Source organism: Pseudomonas sp. L5B5 (assembly GCF_020520285.1).
Classification (GTDB): domain Bacteria; phylum Pseudomonadota; class Gammaproteobacteria; order Pseudomonadales; family Pseudomonadaceae; genus Aquipseudomonas.
Genome location: NZ_CP084742.1, coordinates 2,986,374 through 3,010,073 on the forward strand (window position 1 = coordinate 2,986,374; position 23,700 = coordinate 3,010,073).

Annotated in this window: 18 protein-coding genes; 7 read left to right on the forward strand and 11 right to left on the reverse strand. The window is 63.1% G+C overall.

The features are described from left to right. Positions 1-11 precede the first annotated feature (11 nt). Positions 12-1,718, forward strand: coding sequence for an N-acetylglucosamine-specific PTS transporter subunit IIBC (nagE, locus tag LGQ10_RS13730; protein ID WP_226525861.1), 1,707 nt, complete (start codon positions 12-14; stop codon positions 1,716-1,718). A gap of 85 nt (positions 1,719-1,803) precedes the next feature. Here nagE and cutA read toward each other — a convergent pair whose 3' ends face one another. Both cutA and purL read right to left on the reverse strand, forming a co-directional pair. Next, complete coding sequence (cutA, locus tag LGQ10_RS13735) at positions 1,804-2,115, reverse strand: YqfO family protein (protein WP_058437484.1); 312 nt, start codon at positions 2,113-2,115, stop codon at positions 1,804-1,806. Positions 2,116-2,120: 5 nt separating this feature from the next. After that, a complete protein-coding gene (purL, locus tag LGQ10_RS13740) occupies positions 2,121-6,017 on the reverse strand; it encodes a phosphoribosylformylglycinamidine synthase (protein ID WP_226525862.1) in 3,897 nt (1,298 codons plus the stop codon). A gap of 287 nt (positions 6,018-6,304) precedes the next feature. Between purL and mltF the strand changes: the two genes are divergently transcribed. Then, positions 6,305-7,765, forward strand: a complete 1,461-nt coding sequence (gene mltF, locus LGQ10_RS13745) for a membrane-bound lytic murein transglycosylase MltF (RefSeq protein ID WP_058436456.1) — start codon at positions 6,305-6,307, stop codon at positions 7,763-7,765. Positions 7,766-7,857: 92 nt separating this feature from the next. Here mltF and pdxJ read toward each other — a convergent pair whose 3' ends face one another. From pdxJ to lptF, 8 genes are all read right to left on the reverse strand, one after another. Beyond that, the gene (gene pdxJ / locus LGQ10_RS13750; RefSeq protein WP_226525863.1) at positions 7,858-8,604 is read right to left on the reverse strand and encodes a pyridoxine 5'-phosphate synthase; all 747 of its coding nucleotides are present in this window, start codon (positions 8,602-8,604) and stop codon (positions 7,858-7,860) included. A gap of 49 nt (positions 8,605-8,653) precedes the next feature. Continuing rightward, positions 8,654-9,343 carry a DNA repair protein RecO gene (gene recO, locus LGQ10_RS13755; protein WP_058436458.1) on the reverse strand — a complete coding sequence of 230 codons (690 nt, stop codon included), beginning with the start codon at positions 9,341-9,343 and terminating at the stop codon, positions 8,654-8,656. Positions 9,344-9,452: 109 nt separating this feature from the next. Beyond that, positions 9,453-10,355 (reverse strand): GTPase Era, encoded by a 903-nt coding sequence (era, locus tag LGQ10_RS13760; RefSeq protein ID WP_058436459.1) that lies wholly within the window; start codon positions 10,353-10,355, stop codon positions 9,453-9,455. Beyond that, positions 10,348-11,037: a ribonuclease III gene (gene rnc / locus LGQ10_RS13765; RefSeq protein WP_011059421.1), complete on the reverse strand. Its 690-nt coding sequence runs from the start codon at positions 11,035-11,037 to the stop codon at positions 10,348-10,350. The genes era and rnc overlap by 8 nt, the downstream gene beginning before the upstream one ends. A 205-nt stretch (positions 11,038-11,242) precedes the next feature. Further along, entirely contained in the window at positions 11,243-12,097 is an 855-nt protein-coding gene (gene lepB / locus LGQ10_RS13770) for a signal peptidase I (RefSeq protein ID WP_058436461.1), read from the reverse strand. Positions 12,098-12,102: 5 nt separating this feature from the next. Beyond that, positions 12,103-13,902, reverse strand: coding sequence for a translation elongation factor 4 (lepA, locus tag LGQ10_RS13775; RefSeq protein ID WP_058436462.1), 1,800 nt, complete (start codon positions 13,900-13,902; stop codon positions 12,103-12,105). 167 nt (positions 13,903-14,069) lie between these two features. Continuing rightward, positions 14,070-15,131, reverse strand: coding sequence for an LPS export ABC transporter permease LptG (gene lptG / locus LGQ10_RS13780; protein WP_058436463.1), 1,062 nt, complete (start codon positions 15,129-15,131; stop codon positions 14,070-14,072). Next, entirely contained in the window at positions 15,124-16,242 is a 1,119-nt protein-coding gene (lptF, locus tag LGQ10_RS13785; protein ID WP_058436464.1) for an LPS export ABC transporter permease LptF, read from the reverse strand. Before lptF ends, lptG begins: the two co-directional genes overlap by 8 nt. A 306-nt stretch (positions 16,243-16,548) precedes the next feature. Between lptF and LGQ10_RS13790 the strand changes: the two genes are divergently transcribed. From LGQ10_RS13790 to rlmF, 5 genes are all read left to right on the forward strand, one after another. Next, entirely contained in the window at positions 16,549-18,039 is a 1,491-nt protein-coding gene (locus LGQ10_RS13790; protein ID WP_058436465.1) for a leucyl aminopeptidase, read from the forward strand. A 60-nt stretch (positions 18,040-18,099) separates the two neighbouring features. Beyond that, entirely contained in the window at positions 18,100-18,528 is a 429-nt protein-coding gene (locus LGQ10_RS13795; protein WP_058436466.1) for a DNA polymerase III subunit chi, read from the forward strand. 7 nt (positions 18,529-18,535) lie between these two features. Then, the gene (locus LGQ10_RS13800) at positions 18,536-18,994 is read left to right on the forward strand and encodes a hypothetical protein (protein ID WP_058436467.1); all 459 of its coding nucleotides are present in this window, start codon (positions 18,536-18,538) and stop codon (positions 18,992-18,994) included. 112 nt (positions 18,995-19,106) lie between these two features. Further along, positions 19,107-21,953, forward strand: coding sequence for a valine--tRNA ligase (locus LGQ10_RS13805; RefSeq protein ID WP_226525864.1), 2,847 nt, complete (start codon positions 19,107-19,109; stop codon positions 21,951-21,953). A 154-nt stretch (positions 21,954-22,107) separates the two neighbouring features. Continuing rightward, positions 22,108-23,133, forward strand: coding sequence for a 23S rRNA (adenine(1618)-N(6))-methyltransferase RlmF (rlmF, locus tag LGQ10_RS13810; protein ID WP_226525865.1), 1,026 nt, complete (start codon positions 22,108-22,110; stop codon positions 23,131-23,133). A gap of 93 nt (positions 23,134-23,226) precedes the next feature. Here the strand turns inward: rlmF and LGQ10_RS13815 are convergent, their stop codons facing one another. Continuing rightward, entirely contained in the window at positions 23,227-23,508 is a 282-nt protein-coding gene (locus LGQ10_RS13815) for an HU family DNA-binding protein (RefSeq protein WP_022642462.1), read from the reverse strand. Positions 23,509-23,700 lie beyond the last annotated feature (192 nt).

The window sequence follows — 23,700 nt, forward strand, 5'->3', positions numbered from 1 at the left end:
GGAGAGACGCCATGTACCAGTATTTCATCGAGGGCCTGCAACGCCTCGGCCGGGCGCTGATGCTGCCCATCGCCATCCTGCCCATCGCCGGCTTGCTGCTGCGCCTGGGCGATACCGACCTGCTGGACATCGCGATCATCCACGATGCCGGCCAGTCGATCTTCGGCAACCTGGCGCTGATATTCGCCATCGGCATCGCCGTGGGGTTCGCCAAGGACAACAACGGTACCGCCGGGCTGGCGGGGGCCATCGGCTACCTGGTCATGATCTCGACCCTCAAGGTGCTGGACGCCAGCATCAACATGGGCATGCTCGCCGGGATCATCAGCGGGCTGATGGCCGGCGCGCTGTACAACCGTTTCAAGGACATCAAGCTGCCGGAGTACCTGGCGTTCTTCGGTGGCCGGCGCTTCGTGCCCATCGTCACCGGCTTCACGGCCGTGGGCCTGGGGGTGGTGTTCGGCCTGATCTGGCCGCCGGTCCAGCACGCCATCAACAGCTTCGGCCAACTGCTGCTGGAGAGCGGCAGCGTCGGCGCATTCGTCTTCGGCGTGTTCAACCGCCTGCTGATCATCACCGGCCTGCACCACATCCTCAACAACATGGCCTGGTTCATCTTTGGCAGCTTCACCGACCCGAGCACCGGCGCGGTGGTCACCGGCGACCTGACCCGCTACTTCGCCGGCGACCCCAATGGCGGCCAGTTCATGACCGGGATGTTCCCGGTGATGCTGTTCGGCCTGCCTGCCGCCTGCCTGGCGATGTACCGCAATGCCCTGCCGGAACGGCGCAAGGTGATGGGCGGGATCTTCCTGTCCATGGCCCTGACGTCCTTCCTCACCGGGGTCACCGAGCCCATCGAGTTCGCCTTCATGTTCCTGGCGCCGCTGCTGTACCTGCTGCACGCGCTGCTCACGGGGCTCTCCATGGCCCTGACCAACTTGCTGGACATCCACCTGGGCTTCACGTTCTCCGGCGGTGCCATCGACATGGCCCTGGGCTGGGGTCGCTCCACCAATGGCTGGAAGGTGCTGCCAGTGGGCCTGCTGTATGCCGTGGTCTACTACCTGGTGTTCGACTTCTGCATCCGCCGCTTCAATCTCAAGACGCCAGGCCGCGAGGACAGCCCGACCAGTGAGAGGTCAGAGCTGGCCGGCGATCAACGCGCAACGGCCTATATCAAGGCCCTGGGGGGCGCCGCCAACCTGCTCACCGTGGGCGCCTGCACCACCCGCCTGCGCCTGGAACTGGCGAACCGCGACCAGGCCCATGACGCCGACCTCAAGGCCCTCGGCGCCATGGCGGTGGTGCGCCCCGGCAAGGGTGGCAGCCTGCAGGTGGTGGTCGGGCCGATGGCCGACAGCATCGCCGATGAAATCCGCCAGGCCCTGCCCTCCTCCCCCGCCGTCCCCGTGCCCCTGGCGAGCGAGCCGGCCCTGCCATCGATCCAGGTTCCCGCCCATGAAGCCCAACAGTGGCTCAGCGCCCTGGGCGGTCGCGACAACCTGCTGCAACTGGACTGCGTGGCCCTGACCCGCCTGCGGGTACAGCTCGGTGACAGCCGGAGTCTGTCGGAGGCCGCACTCAAGGGCCTGGGCTGCCAGGGTACCCGGCGCCTGGAAGGAGATGTCTGGCACGTGCTGATCGGCGAAAAAGCCGCCGGCCTGCAAGCCGCCCTGCAACCCCTGATGCATCGCGAGGTCAGCGCAGGGGCCTGAGCGGCCTGCTCGCCAGATACCTTGCGCCCATGAAAAAGCCCGCTGGCCGTTTCCGGTCCAGCGGGCTTTTTGCCTGTGGATAACCCTAGAACTGTTCCAGGCGCCAGACCTCGTAGGCCGGGGTCTCGTAGGGATGGCTCTGCTTGAGGGCCTGCACCACGTCGCGGATCAGTTCATCGGCCACCACCAGCTCGACTTTCCATTCCTCCACCTGCTCCACCTGGCCAGTCTGCCCGAGGAACGGCTGGCTGCCGTCCAGCGGGCGGAACTGACCCTGGCCAAGCACCTGCCATGCGCATTGGTCATAAGTCCCGATGCGTCCGCCTCCCGCGGCAAACACGGCACTCTTGACCAGATCCACATGGCTTGGGGGCACGAAGAAGCTGAGCTTGTACATCAGTTTCAGTTCACCCAGACACGAGCGTTGCGGAACATGCGCATCCAGGCCGCATCCTCGCTCCACTCATCAGGACGCCAGGAGTTCTGCACGGCGCGGAACACCCGCTCAGGGTGCGGCATCATGATGGTGACGCGACCGTCGCGACTGGTGAGACCGGTAATCCCGCGTGGCGAACCGTTGGGGTTGGCCGGGTAGCGTTCGGTGACCTTGCCGTGGTTGTCGACGAAACGCAGGGCTACACATCCGGACAGGTCGGCTTCCAGCAACGCCTCTTCGCTTTCGAACTCCGCATGACCTTCGCCGTGGGCGATGGCGATCGGCATCCGCGAACCAGCCATGCCCTGCAGGAAGATCGAATTCGACTCCTGCACCTGGACCATGGCCACCCGGGCCTCGAACTGCTCGGAACGGTTGCGCACGAAGTGTGGCCAGAACTCGCTGCCGGGGATCAGCTCATGCAGGTTGGACATCATCTGGCAACCGTTGCACACGCCGAGGGTGAAGGTGTCATTGCGCTCGAAGAACCCCTGGAAGGCATCACGGGCACGGCTGTTGAACAGGGCCGACTTGGCCCAGCCCTCGCCGGCACCCAGCACGTCACCGTAGGAGAAACCGCCGCAGGCGACCATGCCCTTGAACTCGTTGAGGTCGACGCGACCGGCAAGAATGTCGCTCATGTGCACGTCGATCGCATTGAAGCCGGCACGATCGAATGCCGCGGCCATCTCCACCTGGCCGTTGACACCCTGCTCACGCAGCACGGCCACTTGTGGACGCACGCCCTTCTTGATGTAGGGGGCGGCGATGTCCTGGTTGACGTCGAAGCTCAGCTTGGCGCTCAGGCCCGGGTTGTCTTCTTCCAGCACCACGTCGAACTCCTGCTCGGCGCAGTCGGCGTTGTCGCGCAGACGCTGGATCTGGTAGCTGGTCTCGGCCCACTGGCGCTGCATGACGCGGCGCTCGCCGGCGAACACGTTCTCGCCGTTGAAGGTGATGTTGATATGGCCATTGTTGACCGGCTGGCCGATCACGGCCACGCAGTCGCCCAGGCCCGCAGCGCTGAACTGCGCCAGCACGCTCGGGGTGGCATCCTGGCGGACCTGGATCACGGCACCCAGCTCTTCGTTGAACAGGATCGCGGCGATATCCGCGGTGCTGGCAGCCAGTGCATCCAGGTTCAGGTTCAGGCCGCAGTGGCCGGCAAAGGCCATTTCCACCGCGCTGGTCAGCAGGCCGCCGTCGGAACGGTCATGGTAGGCCAGCAAGTGATCATCGGCATTGAGGCCCTGGATCACCGCAAAGAAGGCCTTCAGGTCTTCGGCGTCGTCGACGTCCGGGGCCTGCTTGCCAAGCTTGCCGTGCACCTGGGCCAGGATCGAGGCACCCATGCGGTTCTGGCCGCGACCCAGGTCGATCAGGATCAGGTCGGTGGTGCCCTTGTCCATGCGCAGTTGCGGGGTCAGGGTCTTGCGAATGTCGGTGACCGGGGCGAAGCCGGTGACGATCAGCGACAGCGGCGAGGTGACGCTCTTGTCCACGCCTTCTTCGTTCCAGCGGGTGGCCATGGACATGGAGTCCTTGCCCACCGGGATGGTGATGCCCAGTTCCGGGCACAGCTCCATGCCGACGGCCTTGACGGTGTCGTACAGGCGCGCGTCCTCGCCCGGATGGCCGGCAGCGGACATCCAGTTGGCGGAAAGCTTGATGTCGCTGATCTTGCCGATGCGCGAGGCCGCGATGTTGGTCAGGGTCTCGCCGATCGCCATGCGGCCGGACGCCGGGGCATCCAGCAGGGCCAGCGGAGTGCGCTCGCCCATGGCCATGGCTTCGCCGGAGTAGACGTCGAAGCTGGTGGCGGTGACGGCCACGTCGGCTACCGGCACCTGCCATGGGCCGACCATCTGGTCGCGGGCCACGAGGCCGGTGATGGTACGGTCGCCGATGGTGATCAGGAAGCTCTTGCTGGCCACGGCCGGGTGGTGCAGGACGCGTTCGATGCTCTCGGCGATATCCAGGATGCTCGGGTCGAAATCATCACCCAGTTCGGTTTCACGCACGGCCGAACGGTGCATGCGCGGGGCCTTGCCCAGCAGCACTTCCAGGGGCATGTCCACCGGGCTGTTGCCGTAATGGCTGTCGGTCACGGTCAACTGCGGTTCGGCGGTGGCTTCGCCCACCACCGCGAACGGGCAGCGCTCGCGCTCGCAGATGGCCTTGAAGCGTTCGAAGTCCGCCGCGCCTACCGCCAGGACATAACGCTCCTGGGATTCGTTGGACCAGATTTCGTGCGGGGCCATGCCCGGCTCGTCATTGGGAATGTTGCGCAGCTCGAAGCGGCCGCCACGGCCGCCGTCGTTGACCAGCTCGGGGAAGGCGTTGGACAGGCCACCGGCACCCACGTCGTGGATGAAGCTGATGGGGTTGTTGTCACCCAGTTGCCAGCAACGGTCGATGACTTCCTGGCAACGACGCTCCATTTCCGGGTTCTCGCGCTGCACCGAGGCGAAGTCCAGGTCCGCCGAGCTGGTACCGGTGGCCATGGAGGACGCAGCACCGCCACCCAGGCCGATGAGCATCGCCGGGCCGCCGAGGACGATCAGCTTGGAACCGACGGTGATCTCGCCCTTCTGCACGTGCTCGTCGCGGATGTTGCCCATGCCGCCCGCCAGCATGATCGGCTTGTGGTAGCCACGAACTTCTTCACCACGAGGCGTGGTGATGGATTGCTCGAAGGTACGGAAGTAGCCGGTCAGGGCCGGACGGCCGAATTCGTTGTTGAACGCCGCGCCGCCCAGCGGGCCTTCGATCATGATGTCCAGGGCATCGACGATGCGCTCGGGTTTGCCGTACGGTACTTCCCATGGCTGTTCGAAGCCGGGAATCTGCAGGTTGGATACGGTAAAGCCGGTCAGCCCGGCCTTGGGCTTGGCACCACGACCCGTGGCGCCTTCGTCGCGGATCTCGCCGCCGGAGCCGGTGGAGGCCCCCGGGAACGGCGCGATGGCGGTCGGATGGTTGTGGGTCTCGACCTTCATCAGGATATGCACCGGCTCCTGCACCGCGCCGTACTGGCGGGTCTCGGGATTCGGGTAGAAACGTCCGGCGACGGAGCCGACGATCACCGCGGCGTTGTCTTTGTAGGCCGAGAGCACACCTTCGCTGTGCATCTGGTAGGTGTTCTTGATCATGCCGAACAGGCTTTTTTCCTGGCTCTGGCCGTCGATGTCCCAACTGGCGTTGAAGATCTTGTGGCGGCAGTGCTCGGAGTTGGCCTGGGCGAACATCATCAGTTCGATGTCGTGGGGATTGCGGGCCAGGCCCTGGAAGGCCGTCATCAGGTAGTCGATTTCGTCTTCGGCCAGGGCCAGGCCCAGCTCGCTGTTGGCCCGTTCCAGGGCGGCACGGCCACCACCGAGAATGTCGATGGCGGTCAGCGGCCTGGGTTCGGCATGGCTGAACAGGCCGGCGGCCTGCTCGAGGTTGGCCACCACGATCTGGGTCATGCGGTCGTGCAGGGCGTCGCTGACCAGCTGGGCCTCGGCGTCGCTGAGCTCGCCCGCCACATAGAAGGCAATACCCCGTTCCAGACGCTGGACCTTCGCCAGGCCGCAGTTGCGAGCGATATCGCTGGCCTTGCTCGACCATGGCGAGATGGTGCCGAAACGCGGCAGGACCAGGAACAGGCGACCGGCAGGTTCTTGTACCGGAACGCTTGGGCCGTACTTCAGAAGGCGCGCAAGCACCTGCTGTTCGTCGCCGGTCAGGTCGCCGGTAACCTCGGCGAAGTGAGCGAATTCAGCATACAAGCCACTGACAGCCGGGACTTTCTGGCTCAGTTGCTCAAGGAGTTTGCTGTGGCGAAAGGCAGAAAGGGCAGGAGCGCCGCGCAGGATCAACATCTTCGGGACAGCCTCGGGAAGGGGGTGTGCTTTGAGGCCGTGCATTCTAACGTAAACCGTCGGCATCGGCACTCGAAACGCTATGCACCAGCGCCTCCGGGCGTCGGCCCGGGCATGCCTGCCTATAACAAAGGCTTATCGAGGTTATCGCCAAGGGTTATTTGAATCGTCACACTGGCCTGCGAGGCCCCATTCCCAAGGGCTGCAGCCCGAACTGCCAATCGCTAGCAGACAAGCCCCTCGCTGTCGAGATATGGCGCCCGTTGTGCTTTGCGTATACTGCGCCAATGTTTTCCCCTATGGCTTTACGTCCGCGCTGCGCCAAGTGGCTCATCGTTACCGGACTCTTCCTGATGCTCGGCGCCTGCGTTGAAAAACCCAGCACCCTGGAGCGCATAAAGGAGGATGGTGTACTGCGGGTCATCACCCGGAACAGTCCTGCCACCTACTTTCAGGATCGCAATGGTGAAACCGGCTTCGAATACGAGCTGGTGAAACGCTTTGCCGATGATCTGGGGGTCGAGCTGAAGATCGAGACCGCCGACAACCTCGATGACCTGTTCGCCCAACTGGGCCAACCCAAGGGCCCGGTACTGGCAGCCGCGGGCCTGGTGGGCAGCGACCAGCGCAAGCAACAGGTGCGGTTCTCCCACCCCTACCTGGACGTCACCCCGCAGATCATCTATCGCAACGGCCAGTCCCGGCCCACCACTGCCAAGGACTTGGTGGGCAAGCACATCATGGTGCTCAAGGGCAGCAGCCATGCCGAGCAACTGGCTGAGCTCAAGCTCAAGTACCCCGGCATCGAATACGAAGAGTCGGACGCCGTGGAAGTGGTCGACCTGCTGCGCATGGTGGACGAAGGACAGATCGACCTGACCCTGGTGGACTCCAACGAACTGGCGATGAACCAGGTGTATTTCCCCAATGTACGGGTGGCCTTCGACCTCGGCGATGCTCGCAGCCAGAGTTGGGCAGTGGCCGCCGGCGACGACAACAGCCTGCTCAACGAGATCAACGGATTCCTCGACAAGGTGCAGAAGAATGGCACCCTGCAACGCCTGAAGGACCGTTACTACGGCCATGTCGACGTGCTCGGTTATGTCGGCGCCTACACCTTCGCCCAGCACCTGCAGCAGCGCCTGCCCAAGTACGAAAAACACTTCAAGGCTTCCGCCAAGCAGGAAAAGCTCGACTGGCGCCTGCTGGCAGCCGTCGGCTACCAGGAATCCATGTGGCAGGCCGAAGTGACCTCCAAGACTGGCGTGCGCGGCCTGATGATGCTCACCCAGAACACCGCCCAGGCCATGGGCGTCTCCAACCGCCTGGACCCCAGGCAGAGCATCAGCGGCGGGGCAAAATACCTGGCCTACATCAGCAACCAGCTGGACGACAAGATCGAGGAACCGGACCGCACGTGGTTCGCCCTCGCCGCCTACAACGTCGGCACCGGGCACCTGGAAGACGCGCGCACCCTGGCCAAGCGCGAAGGCCTGAACCCGAACAAGTGGCTGGACGTGAAGAAGATGCTGCCGCGCCTGTCGCAGAAGCAGTGGTACAGCAAGACCCGCTACGGCTATGCCCGGGGCGGCGAGCCGGTGCACTTCGTTGCCAACATCCGCCGCTACTACGACATTCTCACCTGGGTGACCCAGCCACAGCTGGAGGGTGACCAGGTTGCCGAAGGCAACCTGCACGTGCCGGGTGTCAACAAGGCCAAGCCGCCGGAAGAGAATCCACCGCTCTAGGCGCCAAGGCTGCGGCGATCACTAGATAGCCAGATCGCTGAAGGGCCTCCGGGCCTTGTCGCAGCCTGCGGCAGCAGCTACAGGTGCCGCGGTCAGGCCTTGGCGGCAGCTGCCAGGATCAGGGCCTTCATTTCCGCTACCGCGCCCTTGAAACCGACAAACAGCGCGTGGCCCACCAGGGCGTGGCCGATGTTCAACTCGTTGATGCCCTTGATCGCCGCCACTGCCTCGACGTTGTGGTAATGCAGGCCATGACCGGCATTGACGATCAACCCCTGGGCCAACCCCACGGCAACACCGTCGACGATGCGCTGCAGCTCCTCGGCCACTTCAGTCGGCGTCTGGGCATCGGCATAACGCCCCGTGTGCAGCTCGACAGCTGGCGCGCCGACCCGCTTGGAGGCTTCGATCTGGCGCTCGTCGGCGTCGATGAACAGCGACACTTCCGCGCCGATCTTCGACAGGCGCTCAACCGCAGCCTTGATCCGTGCTTCCTGCCCCGCCACGTCCAGGCCGCCCTCGGTGGTGAGTTCCTGACGGGTTTCCGGCACCAGGCAGATGTGCGCCGGACGGATACGCTCGGCAAAGGCCATCATTTCCTCGGTGACGCCCATCTCGAAATTCATGCGGGTCTGCAGCACGTCCTTGAGCAGCAACACATCGCGCTCCTGGATATGCCGGCGGTCTTCGCGCAGGTGCACGGTGATACCGTCGGCGCCCGCCTCTTCCGCATCCAGCGCGGCCTTGACCGGATCAGGGTAACGAGTGCCCCGGGCCTGGCGCAGAGTGGCAACGTGGTCGATGTTCACGCCAAGAAGAATGCGATTGCTGGTGGTCACGGAAGCGCTCCTGAATAAATGAAGATTCGGCGCACAGCATACGGGGAGACTAAGGCTTGCGAAACAACTCGCGACTGACCAGGGGGCGACCGCCCAGGTGCACTGCCAGGGCCTGGCGCATCAGGCGCTTGGCCGCCGACAGCGCGCCGGGGGCGCTCCAGTCGGCCTCGGCCATGGCCAGCAGCTCGGTGCCATTGAACAGCCCCGGCTGCAACAGGAACACCTGCTCCAACCCGGCATCCACCTGCAAACGGTACAGGCCGTCAGCCGCGATGGGCGCACCATGGAGGTCACTGTCCAGGGCAAAGCCGTAACCCAGGTCGTCCAGCAGGCGCCACTCAAAGGCCCGCAACAGGGGCTCCAGGGGGCGCCCTTCGGCCAAGGCCAGCAGGGTGGCGGCATAGTGGTCGAACACCGCCGGATGGGGATCTTCCGCCGGCAGCAGGCGAATCAGCAGTTCATTCAGATAGAGGCCACTGAACAGCGCCTCGCCATTGAGCCAGGCAGCAATACCGGCGCTCTCCATGCGACCGACATTCTTCAGCTCACCGCGGCCACGAAACTCGACCTCCAGGGGCACGAAGGGTCGCGCCAGCGTACCGGCCTTGCCTCGGGCATTGCGCAGCACGGCGCGCAAACGACCTTGAGGGGTGAGGAAATCCACCAGGGCGCTGCTCTCGCGGTAGGCGCGGCTATGCAGGACGTAGGCGAGTTGGCCGACTGGGGCGTTGCTGGACATGGTTGCGAGGGATCTCGGCGAAAGAGAGGGAACCGGGTCCGACAGGAATATCGAGGCTATTCGTTGGCGAGTCGGCACCAGGCAGGAGCCGACTCGTCAGCATGGGGTCTCAGAGGTCGCCGTAGCCCAGGGAACGCAAGGCGCGCTCATCGTCGGACCAGCCGCCCTTGACCTTGACCCAGAGGTTGAGCATGACCTTGGAGTCGAACAGCAGCTCCATGTCCTTGCGCGCTTCCATGCCAATGCGCTTGATGCGCTCACCCTTGTCGCCAATGATGATTTTCTTCTGGCCGTCGCGCTCGACAAGAATCAGGGCGTGGATATGCAGGATCTTGCCCTGTTGCTTGAACTCTTCGATCTCCACCGTGATCTGGTACGGCAGCTCGGCTCCCAGCTGGCGCATGATCTTTTCGCGCACCAGTTCAGCAGCGAGGAAACGACTGCTGCGATCGGTGATCTGGTCTTCCGGAAAGAAGTGGTCGTTCTCCGGCAGGTGCTTGGCGATCAGGCCTTCCAGGGCATCCAGGTTATGTCCCTGCTGGGCGGACACCGGGACGATCTCGGCGTTCGGCAACTGCTCCTGCAACCAGGTCAGGTGCGGCATCAGCTCGGCCTTGTCCTCGATGCGATCGGTCTTGTTGATCGCCAGGATCACCGGCCCCTGCACATACTGGACGCGCTCCAGGACCAGTTGGTCTTCGTCGGTCCACTTGGTGCGATCGACCACGAAGATCACCACGTCGACGTCTTTCAACGCTGCAGAGGCAGTCTTGTTCATGTAGCGGTTCAGCGCCTTCTCGTTGCTCTTGTGCATGCCGGGGGTGTCGACGTAGATGGCCTGCACGGCGCCCTCGGTCTTGATCCCGAGCATGTTGTGACGAGTGGTCTGCGGCTTGCGCGAGGTGATCGCCAGCTTCTGGCCAAGGATGTGGTTGAGCAGCGTCGACTTGCCCACGTTGGGGCGGCCGACGATGGCGACATAGCCACAGCGTGTTGCGGTTGAATCAGTCATGGCCATTCTCCACACCCAGGGCAATCAGTGCTGCGGCGGCCGCTACCTGTTCGGCAATGCGACGGCTCACACCCTGACCCCGGCTTTTTTCATTCAATAAGGTGACTTCACATTCCACGAAGAATGTCCGGCAATGCGGCTCGCCCTGGATATCCACCACTTCATAGCGTGGCAGTTCGCAGGCCCGGGACTGGAGGAACTCCTGCAGCCGCGTCTTGGGATCCTTGTTGGTATCCACCAGGGTCAGGCTCTCGAACTCCGAGGCCAGCCAGGACAGCACGCGGTCGCGGGCAGTCTCCATCCCGGCATCCAGGTAGATCGCACCGATCAGTGCCTCGAGGGCGTCGGCGAGGATCGACTCGCGACGGAAGCCGCCGCTCTTCAATTCGCCGGAACCCAGCCGCAGGTATTCGCCCAGGTCAAAACCACGGGCCAGTACCGCCAGTGTTTCACCTTTCACCAGGCGCGCTCGCAAACGCGACAACTGGCCTTCGCGAGCCTGGGGAAAACGCTCGAACAGCGCCTCGCCGGCCACGAAGTTGAGGATCGCATCCCCCAGGAACTCCAGGCGCTCGTTGTTGCGCCCGGCGAAACTGCGGTGAGTGAGGGCCAGGAGCATCAACTCCTGATCCTTGAAGGAATAACCGAGCTGACGCTCGAGACGACTCAAAGAAACGCTCACGGTTTACCCACACTGGTTTCGTCGCCGAAACTCGCCATCCCAGGGGCCGCGCACAAGGTGCGGGTGGCTATTAACGCTGTGTTCAAATCCACATCCTGAATATCATTGATTGCATGCCCCCGGCTGCCAACCACCTGAAGGCCGGGTGGTTTTATACAAGAGCCAGAAAAGCATTCGGCGCTGTGTTCAACAGCGCCGCGTGTGATTACTTGATCAGGCCAACCCGCGAGAAATTCGGCAGGTGGCTGAGTTTCGGTTCGGGCCAGCTCATCCAGACTGCAAAGGCCTTGCCGACGATATTCTTGTCGGGAACCATGCCTAGCAGGTCCTTGGGAATGCTCGGATCGTCCCAGTATCGACTGTCATTGGAGTTGTCGCGGTTGTCGCCCATCATGAAGTAGTGACCGGCGGGAACGACCCAACGACCGTCCGGGGTGGCCCGGTAGCGGCTCATTTCCTTGCGGATCAGGTGCTCGGCGGCGCCGAGTTTTTCCTTGTACAGCTCAGCGCTGCCCAGCGTGCCGGGTTCGGCCCCCACCAGCTGCTCCGCCACCGGCTGGCCGTTGACGAACAGGTGCTTGTCGCTGGTGTAGCGCACCTCGTCGCCCGGCAGGCCGACCACACGCTTGATGTAGTTGACGTTCGGGTCGCTCGGGTAGCGGAACACCATCACATCGCCGCGCTGCGGATCACCCACCTCGATGACCTTCTTGTCGATCACCGGTAAGCGGATCCCATAGGAAAACTTGTTCACCAGGATGAAGTCGCCCACATCCAGGGTCGGTTTCATCGAGCCAGATGGAATCTGGAACGGCTCCACCAGGAACGAACGCAGCACCAGGACGATGAACAGCACCGGGAAGAACGACTTGCCGTATTCAACCAGCAACGGCTCCTTGTTCAGCTTCTCGACCACCAGCCCGTCTGGCTGGCTGACGCTGCCCTGATAGTTGGCGATGGCCGAGCGGCGACGCGGGGCCAGTAACACCAGGTCGAGCAACGCCAGGAAGCCGCATACGAAGACAGCGATGACCAGCAACAGCGGGAAATTTAGTGACATAGGACCTAACTATCCAACCTGAGCACGGCAAGGAAGGCTTCTTGTGGAATCTCCACGTTGCCCACTTGCTTCATGCGTTTCTTACCGGCCTTCTGCTTTTCCAACAGCTTGCGCTTACGGCTGACGTCACCACCGTAGCATTTGGCCAGTACGTTCTTTCTGAGGGCCTTGACGGTTGTCCGAGCGACAATCTGCCCGCCGATGGCGGCCTGGATTGCCACGTCAAACATCTGCCGAGGAATCAGTTCTTTCATCTTCTCGGTCAACGCACGCCCTTTGTAGTGGGCGTTGTCACGGTGCACGATCAGCGCCAGGGCGTCGACTTTCTCACCGTTGATCAACACATCCAGCTTCACCAGATTAGCCGACTGGTAACGGTCGAAGTGGTAGTCCAGCGAAGCATAGCCACGACTGGTGGACTTCAGGCGATCGAAGAAGTCCAGCACCACCTCGTTCATCGGCAGGTCGTAGGTGACCTGAACCTGAGAACCGAGGAACAGCATGTCGTGCTGCACGCCGCGCTTCTCGATGCACAGGGTTATGACGTTGCCCAGGTGCTCCTGGGGCACAAGGATGTTGGCCCGCACGATCGGTTCGCGCATGTCCTCGATCGACGACAGGTCCGGCAGCTTCGACGGGTTGTCGACGTAGATGGTTTCACCGCTCTTGAGCAGCAGCTCGAAGATAACGGTTGGCGCCGTGGTGATCAGGTCCAGGTCGTATTCGCGCTCCAGGCGCTCCTGGATGATCTCCATGTGCAGCATGCCGAGGAACCCGCAACGGAAGCCGAAGCCCAGGGCGTCGGAGCTTTCCGGGGTGTACTGCAGCGAGGAATCGTTCAGGGTGAGCTTCTGCAGGGCTTCGCGGAAGTCCTCGAAGTCATCGGAGCTGACCGGGAACAGGCCGGCATAGACCTGCGGCTGAATACGCTTGAAGCCTGGCAGCACTTCCACGTCGGGCGTCGAGCTCAGGGTCAGGGTATCGCCCACCGGTGCACCGTGGATGTCCTTGATGCCGGCGATGATGAAGCCCACTTCACCGGCCTTGAGGTCGGCGGTGGCGGTGTGCTTGGGGTTGAACACACCGACGCTGTCCACCAGATGGATCTTGCCGGTGGACTTGACCAGGATCTTGTCGCCTTTCTTCACCCGACCATGGCGTACACGCACCAGGGACACGACGCCCAGGTAGTTGTCGAACCAGGAGTCGATGATCAGCGCCTGCAGCGGGTCTTCGATATTGCCGGTAGGGGCCGGGATGGTGGTCACCAGGCGCTCGAGCACTTCGTCCACGCCCAGGCCAGTCTTGGCACTGCAGGTCACGGCATCAGTGGCGTCGATGCCGATGATCTTCTCGATCTCTTCCTTGACCCGCTCCGGATCGGCCTGTGGCAGGTCGATCTTGTTCAGTACCGGCATGACCTCGAGGCCTTGCTCGATGGCGGTATAGCAGTTGGCAACCGACTGGGCCTCGACGCCCTGACCGGCATCCACCACCAGCAGCGCGCCTTCGCAAGCCGCCAGGGAGCGGCTGACTTCATAGGTGAAATCGACGTGCCCGGGGGTATCGATGAAGTTCAGCTGATAGGTCACGCCATCGCGTGCCTTGTAGTAGAGGGTGACGCTGTGGGCCTTGATGGTGATCCCGCGCTCACGCTCGAGGTCCATGGAGTCCAGGACCTGGGCTTCCATTTCGCGATCGGCCAGGCCGCCGCACATCTGGATGAAGCGGTCGGCCAGGGTCGACTTGCCATGGTCAATGTGGGCGATGATGGAGAAATTGCGGATATGACTCAAATCACTCACGGATGAACACTCAAAAAGGCTGCAGGCATGGCCCGCCGAAAAATAGCCGGGAATTGTACCTGATACTCGGCACAAGCGTCACGTGCGCCGGTCAGCGTCCGTCGAATGCAAAAACGCCCCGACCTGCCGGCCGGGGCGCTGCACCAAAACGAGGCAAACGCGTCGACTCAACCCGCCCGGCGTAGCAACCAGAACCCGGCGACCGCGCAGATGCCGGCGGGAACCAGCACGGCGAACAGCGGGGAGAAACCGAACACCAGGCTCGAAGGCCCCAGCAGGTCCTGGGCGATACGGAAGGTGAAACCCACCAGTACCCCGGTAAATACCCGTTGCCCCAGAGTCACCGAGCGCAACGGACCAAAGATGAAGGAAATCGCCATCAGCACCAGGGCCGCGGTCACCAGCGGCTGGAGGATCTTGACCCAGAAAGCCAACCAGTAACGGCCATTGTTCAGCCCCTGGTCGGCCAGGTAATGGATGTAGCCCCACAGGCCACTGATGGACAGGGACTCGGGCGCCATCACCACAGTGCTCAGCAGTTGCGGGCTGAGCGCTACGTCCCAGCGCTCCTCGGGCGCGGTGATGACTTCGGTATGACCCTCACGGAAATAGGTGGTGGTGACGTCCGTCAGTTGCCAGTATTCCTCATGAAAACGCGCCTGCCGGGCAAAACTCGACGACAGCAGATGACGCTGGCCATCGAAGTGGTAGCGGGTCACCCCGTACAGCAGGCCGCTGGGCTGCACGGCGTTGATATGGATGAATTCGTCGCCCTGGCGATGCCACAGGCCGTGCTTGGAGCTCTGGGCGTCGCCGGAGCCCTGGGCCAGGGCCCGACTGGCCTGGGCTTGGGTCTCGGTGGCAGGCGCCACGTATTCACCCACCAGCAGGCCCGCCAGCATCAGCACCAGCATGGGTTTCATCACCGCCCAGACGATGCGACCGACGGAGACACCCGCAGCACGCATGATGGTCAGTTCACTGTTGCTGGCCAGGGACCCGAGACCGATCAGGCAACCGATCAGCGCGGCCATCGGCAGCATTTCGTAGACCCGGCGCGGGGCGGTGAGAACTACATAGCTCATCACGTCCATCACGGTATAGGTATCGCTGACGCTGCCCATCTCGTCGATGAAGGCGAACAGCGAGGCCAGCCCGAGGATGATCCCCAGGACCGCGAGAATGGCCATCAACACACTGCTACCAATGTAGCGATCGAGCTTAGCCACGAGCCATCTCCTTCATGCTGCGACGACTCGCCATTTTCAAACGCAACGGTTCCCAGTACATCAGTCCCAGGCCGATGACCAGGAACAGGGCATGGACCCACCAGAGGCCCAGGGCAGGCGAAATCTTGCCCTTCTCCATGGCTCCACGCACGGAGATCAGGATGGTCAGGTAGGCCATGTACAAGAGGATCGCCGGGATCAGCTTGAGGAAGCGCCCCTGGCGCGGATTGACCCGTGACAGCGGTACTGCCATCAGGGTCACGATGAACACCAGCAACGGCAGGGACAGGCGCCACTGCAGCTCGGCGCGGGCCCGCAGGTCGTCCTTGCCGATCAGGTCGGCGGTAGGCATGGCGTCACGATCAGTGACCTCTTCGCTGATGTCCGGACGTTCCAGCAATACGCCATAGGTGTCGTACTTGATCACCCGGTAGTTGGCCTCGCCGGGGTTGCCGTCGTAGCGATAGCCGTTTTCCAGGATCAGGTAGCGATTGCCGTCGGGACGAATGTCCTGGTGCCCCTTCTCGGCCACCAGCACGGAAATCCCCTGGTCCTTCTTCTCCTGGTTCAAGCGCTTCTCGGAGATGAACACGCCACCCAGCTGGGTGCGATCATCGGACAGTCGCTCGGTATAGGTCACCCGACTGCCATCGTTGAGCGCCTGGAAGCGCCCGGCCACCAGGGTATCGAACTCGGTCAGGGCATCCTGCTTGTTCAACAGCAACTGGAACTGGTTCGCGCCTTGGGGCGCAAGGCTCAGGCTCAACCAGGCCACCAGCAATGCCACCAGGGTAGCCGGGACCATGGTGATGCCCAGCAGGCGCTGCTGGCTCATGCCAGTGGCCGACAGCACGGTCATCTCGCTTTCGAGATAGAGCCGGCCATAGGCCAGGAGGATGCCCAGGAACAAACCCAGGGGCAGGATCAGCTGCAGGAAACCGGGCAGGCGAAAACCCATGATCAGGAACAGCGACCCCGGGTCCAGGGCACCGGATGCGGCCTGCGCGAGGAACTTGACGAAGCGCCCACTCATGATGATGACCAGCAGCACCGCACTCACGGCGCTCAGGGTCAGCAGGACTTCGCGGGAAAGATAACGAAAGACGATCAAACCAGACACTCCAGGGTTGTCAGGCTAAGGCGGCCGAACAAACAAACGATCGGGCCGGCCCCGGGACACAGGGCCGCCGAAAAAGGATGGCGCATTATCCTGTGAATGCATGCGCCTGTCACGGAGGATGCTCACCCGGCAGTGCAAAGCGGCAAACTGAAGCCAGACGAGGGTTGTCAGCCGCAAGCACCGAGGTTCAAACTGGCGGCTTTGTCGTCGGCAGCACGCGACGCCTTCATCTATATAGATAAGCCCCGCGCTGGAGTCTTTCCTGCGCGCTTTGACCATTCATTCAGGGACCCGGACATGGAACTGGTTGTAAAAAGCGTTAGCCCGGAAACGTTGAAGACCGCCACCCTGGTGGTCGCCGTCGGCGAAGGCCGCAAACTCGGCAACGTCGCCAAGCAACTCGACGAACTCAGCGATGGCGCCATCAGCGCCGTCCTCAAGCGCGGCGACCTGGCCGGCAAGATCGGCCAGAGCCTGCTGCTGCATGGCGTGGCCAAGCTCAAGGCCGAGCGCCTGCTGCTGGTGGGCGTGGGCAAGGACGACGAATTGGGCGACCGCCCGTTTCGCAAGATCATCAGTGGCGTACTGGGTACCCTCAAGGGCCTGGGCGGCAGCGACGCCGTGCTGGCTCTGGACGAGGTCGCGGTGAAGGGCCGCGACAGCTACGGCAAGACCCGCCTGCTGGCTGAAACCCTGGTGGATGGGGGCTACGTCTTCGATCGCTACAAGAGCCAGAAAGCCGAAGCCCGCCCACTGAAAAAGATCACCCTGCTGACCATCAAGGCCGCCCAGGCTGAAGTGGAGCGTGCCGTGACCCACGCCCAGGCCATCGCCAACGGCATGGCCTTCACCCGGGACCTGGGCAACCTGCCACCGAACATCTGCCACCCAAGCTTCCTCGGCGAACAAGCCAAGGCCCTGGGCAAGGAGTTCAAGGGACTGAAGGTCGAGGTCTTCGACGAGAAGAAGATCAAGGAACTGGGCATGGGCTCGTTCTACGCCGTAGGCCAGGGCAGCGAGCAGCCGCCACGCCTGATCGTCATGCAGTACAACGGCGGCAAGAAGTCCGACAAGCCATTCGCCCTGGTAGGCAAGGGCATCACCTTCGACACCGGCGGCATCAGCCTCAAGCCCGGTGCCGGCATGGATGAGATGAAATACGACATGGGCGGCGCCGCCAGTGTCTTCGGCACCCTGCGCGCGGTACTGGAACTCAAGCTGCCGATCAACCTGGTGTGCATCCTGGCCTGCGCCGAGAACATGCCCAGCGGCGGCGCCTCGCGTCCTGGCGACATCGTCACCACCATGAGCGGCCAGACCGTGGAAATCCTCAACACCGACGCCGAAGGCCGCCTGGTGCTGTGCGATGCACTGACCTACGCCGAGCGCTTCAAGCCCCAGGCCGTGATCGACATCGCCACCCTGACCGGCGCTTGCGTGGTGGCCCTGGGCGCCCACACCTCGGGCCTGCTGGGCAACAACGACGAACTGATCGGCCAACTGCTCAGCGCCGGCCAGCAAGCCGACGACCGCGCCTGGCAACTGCCGCTGTTCGATGAATACCAGGAGCAACTGGACAGCCCGTTCGCCGACATCGCCAACATCGGCGGGCCGAAGGCCGGCACCATCACCGCCGCCTGCTTCCTGTCTCGCTTCACCAAGAACATGAACTGGGCACACCTGGACATCGCCGGCACCGCCTGGACCAGCGGCGGCAAGGACAAGGGCGCCACCGGCCGCCCCGTGCCCCTGCTGACCCAATACCTGCTGGACCGCGCCAAAGCCTGAAAACCATGACCCTGGAGGGCGCGGCTTGACCGTCGCGCCCTCCTCGGCTCAGGAACCCCGATGACCAAAGTCGACTTTTATATCCTCCCCAGCGCAGACCCGGCAGCACGCCTGGACTTCGCCTGCAAACTCACGGACAAGGCCTGGCGCATGGGCCACCGCATCTACCTGCATTGCAGCGATGCCGCCCAACGGGACGAGCTCGATGCCCGCCTGTGGCGCTTCAAGGGTGAAACCTTCGTCCCCCACGGTCCCGTCGAAAACGAACCCGAAGGCTTGATCGTCCTCGGACTGGGCCAGGACTGCGGCGAACACAACGACCTGCTGGTGAACCTGGACCTGAAGGTTCCCGCCTTTGCTTCGAGTTTTGCCCGGATTGCCGAGGTGGTGGTGGAAGACCCCGCTATTCGTCAGGCTGCCCGCGAGAGTTTCCGTTTCTATCGCGAACAGGGCTATCCTCTGCAAGATCACCGCTTACAAAGACTCTGAGCACCCGATGGACACCCCCAACCCACGACCAAAGTCCGCGCACCTGCTGGACGACCTCGAGTCGATCCGCCAGCTGCTCGGCGATGAAAACCTGCAACCGCCGCTGCTGACCGAAACCGTCACCGGCGAAGGACAGATTCCCCTGCTGTTCGACATGGTGGGCAACCAGCAGTCCGCAGCCACGCCAGTAGAACCCGCAGCGCCAGCCAGACCCCAGGTGCCGGCCGCAAGCCCCGAACCTGTGCCAGCGCCACCTCAAAAACCGGTCGCCAGCGCCAAGCCAGCCGACGCCGACAACCAGGCCGACGCCCTGCTCCACCTGGACAGCGAACTGCGCGCCGCGGCGCAATTGATCATGCAAGACGTGATCGACGACTTCGCCCCGCACATCGAGACCGAGATCAAGCGCCGACTCGACGCCCGCCTGGAGCGCCTGCTCGCGGCAGCGACCAGCGGCAAACCATAAGCCACAAGCAAAAGCCGGGCATGGCCCTCTTGCCGCTTGTGGCTTGCAGCAGCCCCCCTCCGCTATACTTGCCGGCTTTTCCTGAATAAATGCCAATAGGGTCCCGCCGCGCATGGATAAGACCTACCAGCCGCACGCCATTGAAACTTCCTGGTACCAGACCTGGGAGTCCGAGAACTACTTCGCCCCGCAAGGCGCGGGCGATTCCTACACCATCATGATCCCGCCGCCGAACGTCACCGGCAGCCTGCACATGGGCCACGGCTTCAACAACGCGATCATGGACGCCCTGATCCGTTTCCGCCGCATGCAGGGCCGCAACACCTTGTGGCAGCCTGGCACCGACCACGCCGGCATCGCCACGCAAATGCTGGTGGAGCGCCAGATCGAAGCCCAGGGCCAGAATCGCCACGACCTGGGCCGGGAAAAATTCCTCGAGAAGGTCTGGGAATGGAAGGATCAGTCCGGTGGCAACATCAGCCGCCAGATCCGCCGCCTGGGCTCCTCCGTGGACTGGAGCCGCGAGCGCTTCACCATGGACGACGGCCTCTCGGAAGCGGTGAAGGAAGCCTTCGTGCGCCTGCACGAAGACGGCCTGATCTACCGCGGCAAGCGCCTGGTCAACTGGGACACCAAGCTGCACACGGCTATTTCCGACCTCGAAGTGGAAAACCACGACGAGAAGGGTTTCCTGTGGAACCTCAAGTACCCGCTGGCCGACGGCGCCAAGACCGCTGAAGGCAACGACTACCTGATCGTCGCCACCACCCGCCCGGAAACCATGCTCGGCGACTCCGCCGTCGCGGTGCACCCCGAAGACGAGCGCTACAAGGCCCTGATCGGCCAGTTCGTCGAGCTGCCCCTGGTGGGCCGCCGCATCCCGATCATCGCCGACGACTACTGCGACCCCGAATTCGGCACCGGCTGCGTGAAGATCACCCCGGCCCACGACTTCAACGACTATGAAGTCGGCAAGCGCCACAACCTGCCGCTGCTCAACATCTTCGACAAGAACGCCGCCGTACTGCCGGCCTGCCAGGTATTCAACCTGGATGGCAGCCTGAACGACAGCGTCGACGGCACGATCCCGAGCCAATACGTCGGTCTGGACCGCTTCGAAGCACGCAAGCAGATCGTGGCCGCGTTCGACGCCGCCGGCCTGCTGGTGAGCGTCGACGACCACGCGCTGAAAGTGCCCAAGGGCGACCGTTCCGGCACCGTCATCGAGCCTTGGCTGACCGACCAGTGGTACGTCTCCACCAAGCCCCTGGCAGAACCTGCCATCGCGGCCGTGGAAGACGGCCGCATTGCCTTCGTGCCCAAGCAGTACGAAAACATGTACTTCTCCTGGATGCGCGACATCCAGGACTGGTGCATCAGCCGCCAGCTGTGGTGGGGCCATCGTATTCCAGCCTGGTACGACGAGTCCGGCAAGGTCTATGTCGGTCGCGACGAAGCCGAAGTACGCGCCAAGCACAACCTCGGCCCGGACGTTGCCCTGCAGCAGGACAACGACGTGCTCGACACCTGGTTCAGCTCGGGGCTGTGGACGTTCTCCACCCTGGGCTGGCCGGAGCAGACCGACTTCCTCAAGACCTTCCACCCCACCGACGTGCTGGTGACCGGCTTCGATATCATTTTCTTCTGGGTCGCCCGGATGATCATGCTCACCATGCACCTGGTGAAGAACGAGGATGGCACGCCGCAGGTTCCGTTCAAGACCGTCTACGTGCACGGCCTGGTCCGCGACGGCCAGGGCCAGAAGATGTCCAAGTCCAAGGGCAACGTCCTCGACCCGCTGGACATCATCGACGGCATCGACCTCGAGACCCTGGTGCAGAAACGCACCACCGGCCTGATGCAGCCAAAACTGCAGAAAGCCATCGAGAAGCAGACTCGCGCCGAATTCGCCGACGGTATCGCCAGCTACGGCACCGATGCCCTGCGCTTCACCTTCTGCTCCCTGGCCACCACCGGCCGCGACATCAAGTTCGACATGGGGCGCGTCGAGGGTTACCGCAACTTCTGCAACAAGATCTGGAACGCCGCACGCTACGTGCTGGACAAGGGCGAGGACTGCGGCCAGAACGGCGAGGCCTACGAGCTTTCCCTGGCGGACCGCTGGATCATCTCGCAACTGCAGCGCACCGAAGCCGAGGTCACTCGCCAGCTCGATCAGTTCCGTTTCGACCTGGCCGCCCAGGCCCTGTACGAGTTCATCTGGAACCAGTACTGCGACTGGTACCTGGAGCTGTCCAAGCCTGTGCTGTGGGACGAGAACTCGCCGGTCGAACGCCAGCGCGGCACCCGTCGCACCCTGGTGCGCGTGCTGGAAGTCGCCTTGCGCCTGGCCCATCCGTTCATGCCGTTCATCACCGAGGAAATCTGGCAGCGCCTGGCGCCGCTGGCAGGCAGCACGGGCAAGACCATCATGCTGCAACCATGGCCGGTGGCCGTCGAGGCACGCATCGACCAGGCCGCCGAAGACGACATCGAATGGCTCAAGGGCCTGATGCTCGGCACCCGTAACATCCGTGCGGAAATGAACATCGGCCCGGGCAAACCCCTGGCCCTGTTCCTCAAGAACGCCAGCACCGAAGACCAGCGCCGCCTGGCCGAGAACGAAGCCCTGCTGAAGAAGCTGGCCAAGCTCGAGTCCATCACCGTACTGGGTGCCGACGATGAAGCCCCACTGTCGGCCACCGCCCTGGTCGGCGAGATGGAAGTGCTGGTGCCGATGGCCGGCCTGATCGACAAGGGCGCCGAACTGGCGCGCCTGGACAAGGAAATCCAGCGCCTGCAAGGCGAAGTGCAGCGCGTGGGCGGCAAGCTGTCCAACGCCTCCTTCGTCGACAAGGCCCCTGCCGAAGTGATCGAGAAGGAACGTGCCAAGCTGGCCGAGGCCGAACAGGCCCTGGGCAAGCTGGCCGAGCAGCACGCGCGAATCTCCAGCCTGTAACGGCGATCAGCGCAAGGCAAACAGGGAGGCCCACAGGGCCTCCCTTTTTTATGGCGCTTGTCCGGCCCTCTCTTGTCGCTCACCGCTTGAAACTTGCTGCTGCTCTTGTGTGACAATGCCCACCCATTTGAGCCAGCCCCGTAGCCATTTTTCCATGACCGCCCCCAACACCCCCAAGCCGCCGCGCAAGAAGCCCAAGCCTGCCACCCCAGCCAAGGCCGCCGCGCCCCGGGAAAAGGCCAGCCTGCACCCGCGCAACCGTCACCAGGGGCGCTATGACTTCCCGCAACTGATCAAGGGCACTCCGGAGCTGGGCCAGTTCGTGATCCTCAACCCCTACGGCAAGGAAAGCATCGACTTCGCCGATCCGGCCGCCGTGCGCGTGTTCAATCGCGCCCTGCTCAAGGCGTTCTACGGCATCGCCCACTGGGACATTCCGGCAGACTTCCTCTGCCCACCGGTGCCGGGCCGCGCCGACTACGTGCACTTTCTCGCCGACCTGCTGGCCAGCCACAACCAGGGCCAGATCCCCCGTGGCGCAGCCGTGCGGGTGCTGGACGTCGGCGTCGGCGCCAACTGCATCTACCCGCTGATCGGCTACAGCGACTATCGCTGGCACTTTCTGGGCTCGGACATCGACACCACCGCCCTGGCGGCGGCCAGGGCCATCGTCCAGGCCAATGGCTTGAACAAGGCCATCAGCCTGCGCCAGCAGGGCAATCCGAAGCAGATCCTCAGCGGCCTGCTCGACAGCGCCGAGCGTTTCGACCTGACCCTGTGCAACCCGCCCTTCCATTCCTCACTGGAAGAGGCCACCCGTGGCAGCCAGCGCAAATGGCGGGCCCTGGGCAAGGCCGACCCCAAGCGCAAGCTGCCGGTCCTGAACTTCGGCGGCCAGGCCAGGGAACTGTGGTGCGAGGGCGGAGAGATTCGTTTCGTCAGCCAGTTGATCAGCGAAAGCGCCAGCGTCGGCCAGCAAGTGCTGTGGTTCAGCACCCTGGTATCCAAGGCATCGAACCTGCCGGCGATCGACAGTGCGCTGCAAAAGGCCGGCGTCCTGGAAAGTCGGGTGGTCGAGATGTCCCAGGGACAGAAACAGAGTCGCTTCGTCGCCTGGACCTTCAAGGACAAGGCGCAGCAACACGCCTGGGGTCAGGAGCGCTGGGGAGGGAGGAACTGAGGAAGCGGGGGGATCGGCGACGATTCACCTTGCGTGAACCGGTTTCACACAAACCGTGCCCGGAAGACTCTGAGCACGGTTTCACTGCAAGTATTACTTGTTGATAGCGTCGGTCAGGCCTTTGGCCACAACCAGCTTGATCACTTTCTTGGCAGCGATTTCGATGGCAGCGCCAGTCGATGGGTTACGGCCAGTACGGGCAGGACGCTCGGTCACTTTCAGTTTGCCGATACCTGGCAGAGTGATTTCGCCGCCATTTTCCAATTGATCAGCAACGATCTGGGCCAGTTGATCCAGGGCGTTACGCGCGGTGGTTTTCGGCGCGTCGATAGCTTCAGCGATATCAGCGATCAGTTGGTCTTTAGTAATAGCCATTATGGTGTTCCTTCCCTATCAAATTCATTTGGATTGCAGAGTGCAGTGTCAGCCATCGAGCCAGATCTCGTGGATCTGGCACCCCGGATACAACCACGACGGATCGGGGTTATAGATACCGAAATCTGGGTTTGGTTCGACCCGACAAATGCTGACTGCACGCTTAACGCAGAGACACCGCGTAAGACGGGG

Coding starts and splice junctions, on each gene's coding strand:
- purL (WP_226525862.1), bottom strand. CDS start 6,017: ATGTTGATCCTGCGCGGCGCTCCTGCCCTTTCTGCCTTTCGCCACAGC.
- LGQ10_RS13805 (WP_226525864.1), top strand. CDS start 19,107: ATGGATAAGACCTACCAGCCGCACGCCATTGAAACTTCCTGGTACCAG.
- LGQ10_RS13795 (WP_058436466.1), top strand. CDS start 18,100: ATGACCAAAGTCGACTTTTATATCCTCCCCAGCGCAGACCCGGCAGCA.
- LGQ10_RS13800 (WP_058436467.1), top strand. CDS start 18,536: ATGGACACCCCCAACCCACGACCAAAGTCCGCGCACCTGCTGGACGAC.
- nagE (WP_226525861.1), top strand. CDS start 12: ATGTACCAGTATTTCATCGAGGGCCTGCAACGCCTCGGCCGGGCGCTG.
- LGQ10_RS13790 (WP_058436465.1), top strand. CDS start 16,549: ATGGAACTGGTTGTAAAAAGCGTTAGCCCGGAAACGTTGAAGACCGCC.
- era (WP_058436459.1), bottom strand. CDS start 10,355: ATGACTGATTCAACCGCAACACGCTGTGGCTATGTCGCCATCGTCGGC.
- mltF (WP_058436456.1), top strand. CDS start 6,305: ATGTTTTCCCCTATGGCTTTACGTCCGCGCTGCGCCAAGTGGCTCATC.
- rlmF (WP_226525865.1), top strand. CDS start 22,108: ATGACCGCCCCCAACACCCCCAAGCCGCCGCGCAAGAAGCCCAAGCCT.
- LGQ10_RS13815 (WP_022642462.1), bottom strand. CDS start 23,508: ATGGCTATTACTAAAGACCAACTGATCGCTGATATCGCTGAAGCTATC.
- cutA (WP_058437484.1), bottom strand. CDS start 2,115: ATGTACAAGCTCAGCTTCTTCGTGCCCCCAAGCCATGTGGATCTGGTC.
- lepB (WP_058436461.1), bottom strand. CDS start 12,097: ATGTCACTAAATTTCCCGCTGTTGCTGGTCATCGCTGTCTTCGTATGC.
- recO (WP_058436458.1), bottom strand. CDS start 9,343: ATGTCCAGCAACGCCCCAGTCGGCCAACTCGCCTACGTCCTGCATAGC.